The 3,922-nt window shown below is 69.6% G+C and carries 4 protein-coding genes; 2 read left to right on the top strand and 2 right to left on the bottom strand.

From position 1 onward, the window contains the following. A partial coding sequence (locus tag VHB27_RS00805) for an acyl-CoA dehydrogenase family protein (RefSeq protein ID WP_325596703.1) occupies positions 1-1,057 on the top strand: 1,057 nt, incomplete at its 5' end. A 75-nt stretch (positions 1,058-1,132) separates the two neighbouring features. Here the strand turns inward: VHB27_RS00805 and VHB27_RS00800 are convergent. Then, the gene (locus tag VHB27_RS00800) at positions 1,133-1,786 is read right to left on the bottom strand and encodes a hypothetical protein (RefSeq protein WP_325596699.1); all 654 of its coding nucleotides are present in this window, start codon (positions 1,784-1,786) and stop codon (positions 1,133-1,135) included. A 214-nt stretch (positions 1,787-2,000) separates the two neighbouring features. Between VHB27_RS00800 and otsA the strand changes: the two genes are divergently transcribed. After that, a complete protein-coding gene (gene otsA / locus VHB27_RS00795; protein ID WP_325596697.1) occupies positions 2,001-3,377 on the top strand; it encodes an alpha,alpha-trehalose-phosphate synthase (UDP-forming) in 1,377 nt (458 codons plus the stop codon). A 9-nt stretch (positions 3,378-3,386) separates the two neighbouring features. Here the strand turns inward: otsA and VHB27_RS00790 are convergent. Then, a partial coding sequence (locus tag VHB27_RS00790) for an amidase family protein (RefSeq protein WP_325596694.1) occupies positions 3,387-3,922 on the bottom strand: 536 nt, incomplete at its 5' end.

Here is a 3,922-nt window from a genome sequence, read left to right as displayed (position 1 = left end):
CGAGGGTGCCTGCGACGGCGGACGCGGCCTGGGCCTGTTCCTGATGCCCAAGGTGCTGGAGGACGGCACCCGCAACGCCTATCGGATCACGCGGCTGAAGGACAAGCTGGGCAGCCGCGGCATGGCCAGCGGCGAAATCGTCTTCGAAGGCGCCGTCGCCTACCAGCTTGGCGATCTCGATCGCGGACTGAAACAAATGCTGGAGATGGTGAACTCCAGCCGCGTCTCGCATCTGACCCGAGCGGCTGGGATGATGCGTCGTTGCATGAACGAAGCGATGGCGGCGGCACGGCATCGTAACGCCTTCGGAAAGGCCGTGATCGACCATCCGCTGATGCGGCGGCAACTGGTGAAGCTGATGGTGCCGACGGAACAGGCGCTGTCGGCGCTGTTCCATGCCGCCTCCGTAACGGGCCGGCAGGACGCGCCGGCACGCAAGGTGCTGCGCATCCTGACGCCGATCTACAAGTATCGTGCCTGCCGCGACAACGTGACGGTGGCGACCGGGGCGATGGAAGCCCGCGGCGGCAACGGCTACATCGAAGACTGGCCCAATGCTCGGCTTGTGCGCGACGCGCATCTGGGGCTGCTGTGGGAGGGCACCAGCAACATCAACAGCCTGGACGCGGTGCAGCGGGCGGTGGGCAAGGAACGCGCCCACCTGGCGTTGCGCGACGACCTGGCGGACCGGCTGCGCGATGCGCCCGGCCTGCCCGGACAGTTCCGGACCCGGATCGATGGCGCGGTCGAGCGCGCGATCCGCTTCGCCGAGGAGGTCGCTGCGCATCCGGACCATGAACGCTTCTGCCGCGTGGCCGCGAACCAGCTTTACCAGGCGACGACGGCGGTACTGATGGCCAGCGAAGGCGCCCGCCTGGGCGCCGCCGGCGGCGATGCACGTCGGATGCTGCTGGCACGCTTCGTCCTGGAGCACCGGCTGGACGCCGCCGCGCCGACGCGGCTGGATGCGCTGGCGTGGGAGGAAGAGGCGATCTCGTTGCTCCTCCAGGACGATCCGGTGCCGCTGGAGCAGGCGGTTCGGTCGTTGAACAGATGAAACAAGAATCCTCGCCGTGGCTGGCGCAAGCCCCATAGGCGCTGGAATCCCCGCCATGGCGGGCGCAGGCCCGCCTCAGGCGAACAGCAGCGCCGGCGGCTGGCCCTTGGGATGGGCATAGTCGACCACGATCCAGGCGTGGTGGTGCTGGCCGTGGTTGGTCTTCTCGCCCATGTCGAACCAGCGGATCCGCTCGTTCAGGACGATCGTCGCGGCGAACGGGCTGCCGGTCAGCAGCGCCGTGGCCCGCTGGCCGGCGATCCAGTTCAGCCGCACCAGCAGCGCCAACTGGCCTTCCACCGACTCGGCCAATCGTATCGCGTGCCGCACGAAATCCAGCATGGCCCGAGCGGAGCGGGACTGGCCGGCGTGGGAGCCGGTGTCGCCATAGGGGGGATTGGTCACGATGCTGCGGCACCCGCCCGGCACCGTCGTCGCGGCCAGGAAGTCGATGCCCGGCGTGCCGAAGCCGCGGTCGGCGATATCGGTCGAAACGACCTCATGCCCCGCCGCCGCCAGCACCGTCGACATCGCCCCGTCGCCGCAGCACGGCTCCCACACCGGGCCGCGCAGGCGGACATGGCGCAGCAGGGCCTCGGTCACCCAAGCGGGGGTGGCGTAGAAATCCCGGGTCTCCCGCTGGTAGCCGGAGATATGGATCGCGCGCGGCGTCGGATCGCGTTCGACGCCGTTGCGGTCCCCCAACGGCAAGGTCGGGACGTCGAGCATGCGGCTCACCTCACCCTCATCTGGCTCCCGATCCGGGCGCGCGACTCCGAACGACTCGGGCGCGTGCGGGATAGTAGCCCGACGTGGCTGGCGAGACGACCGGTTTGCGCTAGAATGCCGGCCTCGACGCCCCCTCGGCCTGTCCCGTCCGGCGCTTGGGACGTCGCGCGACCGGACCGCCGGTAGTCGTCGTGGTCTGGGAGTTGAGTGCCATATGTCCCGTCTCGTCGTCGTATCGAACCGGGTCGCCCCGATCCAGGAAGGAGAGGCCACCGCCGGCGGCCTCGCGGCCGGCGTGCTGGACGCGCTCAAGAGCAAGGGCGGCCTGTGGTTCGGCTGGAGCGGGGAGGTCACCGACGCCTCCGTTCCCAAGGCGGAACATACGGTCGGACCGATCACCCTCTATACGATCAACCTGTCGCGGGAGGACTACGACCAGTTCTACCGCGGCTTCGCCAACGGCACGCTGTGGCCGGTGCTGCACTACCAGATCGGCCTCGGCCATTACGAGGAGGCCGAGTTCCGCGGCTACCGCCGGGTCAACGACTTCTTCGCCCGCGCGCTGAAGCCGCTGCTGCGGCCGGACGACCTGATCTGGGTCCACGACTACCACCTGCTGTGCCTGGCCGAGAGCCTGCGCGCCGAGGGGGTCGCCAACCGCATCGGCCTGTTCCTCCACACGCCCTTCCCCGCGCCGGGCGTGTTCATGACCATCCCCAGCCACGCCGAGCTGATCCGGGCGATGTGCGCCTATGACTTGTTGGGGTTCCAGACCGATATCGACCGGGCCGCGTTCCAGGACTACGTGCTGCGCCATGCCAAGGGCGAACCGGCGGATGGTGCGCCAGGCGCGGAGACGATGCGCGTCCATGGCCGGGTCGTGCGCACCGGCGTCTACCCGATCGGCGTCCATGTCGACGAGGTGCGCGCCCAGGCCGAGACCCCGGTCAATCGCCGCCAGGCCACGCGGCTGCGCGCCTTCATGATGGACCGGCTGATCCTGAGCGTCGACCGGCTGGACTACTCCAAGGGCCTGCGCCAGCGCTTCGCCGCGTTCGAGCGGTTCCTCGCCGAGTTCCCCGCTCATCACGGCCTCGTCACGTTCATGCAGATCGCGCCCCCGTCGCGCTCCGACATCGAGACCTACCAGCGCATCCGCCGCGAGGTGGAAGGCGAGGCCGGGCGGGTCAACGGCCGCTTCGCCGAGGTCGACTGGGTCCCGCTGCGCTACCTGAACCGTGGTTTCGCGCGCAACGTCCTGATGCCGCTCTACGCCGAGGCCCAGGCCTGCCTGGTCACGCCGCTGCGCGACGGGATGAACCTGGTGGCCAAGGAATACGCCGCCGCCCAGGACCCCCAGGACCCCGGCGTCCTGATCCTGTCCGAATTCGCCGGCGCCGCCCAAGAGCTGCAATCGGCCCTGCTGGTCAACCCGTATGACGAGGCCGGCATGGCCCGCGCGATGGACCAGGCGCTGTCGATGCCGGTCGAGGAGCGGCAGGAGCGGCACCAGGAGATGCTGAAGATCATGCGCACCAACAGCCTGGAACGGTGGCGCGACCGGTTCGAGGCCGACCTGCGCGCGGGGTGATCCGCCCCCTCACCATCCCGAAGGCGGCTTGAACGCTGCCCCGGCCTGCTCCAGCAATCCCGCCGCCGCCAGCGTCGTCCGGTCGCCGAACACCGGCCCCGCGACCTGCACCCCGATCGGCAGTCCGTCCCCCGTCATCCCGATCGGCACCACCGAGGCCGGCAGGTGGTAGCCGCAGGTGATCCCCGGCCAGAACAGCAGGTCGTTATAGGCGATCGTCCGGCCGTCGATGGTGATCCTCCGCTCCCAGGTCTCGCCGTCCTGGCGGTGCGGCAGGGCGGCGGTGCCGAAGGCGGGGCAGAGCAGGACGTGGTGCCGGCGGAAGAACGCCGACCACAGGCGGCGGAACTTGAAGCGCAGCTCGTTCAGCATCATCCAGGACCGGTGCGGCACGCCGGCCATGCGCAGCATCACCGCATCCGCGCCGGCATTGGCGGGGTCCAGCGTCGCCTTCCGTTCCAGCCGGCGGGCGACCACTTCGTCGGACTGCCGGATGCTCCAGGCCGAGTCCAGCAGTTCCAGGTACAGATGATACGCCCGCGTCA

The organism is Rhodopila sp., from assembly GCF_035548235.1.
Lineage (GTDB): Bacteria > Pseudomonadota > Alphaproteobacteria > Acetobacterales > Acetobacteraceae > Rhodopila.
The sequence above is the reverse complement of the archived record's forward strand: the minus strand, read 5'-3'. Positions and strand labels throughout refer to the sequence as shown.